Origin of the sequence: Halobacillus sp. BBL2006, from assembly GCF_000786645.1 — a bacterium.
GTDB lineage: Bacteria > Bacillota > Bacilli > Bacillales > Halobacillaceae > Halobacillus.
Genome location: NZ_JRNX01000839.1, coordinates 1 through 739 on the forward strand (window position 1 = coordinate 1; position 739 = coordinate 739).

Sequence of the window (739 nt, forward strand, 5' to 3'; positions counted from 1 at the left end):
TCTCGAAATCGAGTCTTACTGAATTCTGCACGTTTGTTGAATAGCTTTGATTAATCCATTGATCCTACTATCAAGTTAGACGATTCCAAAGGCAACATTAGCACTGCCAAAAGACTTTCCATCTCCCATTGGAAAGTCTTTTTTATATCTTATTCACAAGAAAGGGTAAGAAAAGGAGAAGCGTACAAACTAAGAAGAATTGATGAGTCAAAGGACGTGTCCGCAATGGATTTTTTCCAAAGTCAAGAAAGCCTTTCTTCAATCGAGTGGATTCTCCGTGCAGTGATCGCCTTCATTTTTTTAGTTATTGTTGCAAGGGTCCTTGGGCAGCGGGCCATTTCGCAATTAAGACTGCTCGATTTTACATTAGCGCTGGTAATCGGGAATATCATCGCCCACCCTCTGTCAGACGAAGGGTTAGGTATGAAAGGTTCCATGATCACGACAAGCGTTTTAGTCACTCTCTACCTATTTGGTATCTTCGGAATTTTAAAATGGCCGTGGTTCAGAAAGCTGATCAATAGTGCTCCGATTACCTTAGTCCGTAACGGTGATATCCTCTATGAAGGTTTGAAAAAAGCAAGGATTACAATGGATGTTCTACTAGAGGAGCTGCGTGAAGCGAAGGTTATTGACGTAAAAAACGTCGCGTTAGCTACCTGGGAAGCCGATGGCAAGCTGTCTGTTTTCTTAGATCCCAAGTATGAACCTGTTACCCCCGCCTCTTTTCAAATGGTCA

The 739-nt window shown here is 42.2% G+C and carries 1 protein-coding gene; it reads left to right on the forward strand.

Annotated elements, in window-relative coordinates; translation table 11 throughout:
* Positions 1-225 precede the first annotated feature (225 nt).
* Positions 226-739: DUF421 domain-containing protein (locus LD39_RS20290; RefSeq protein WP_035552860.1), on the forward strand; the 514-nt coding region annotated here is incomplete at its 3' end.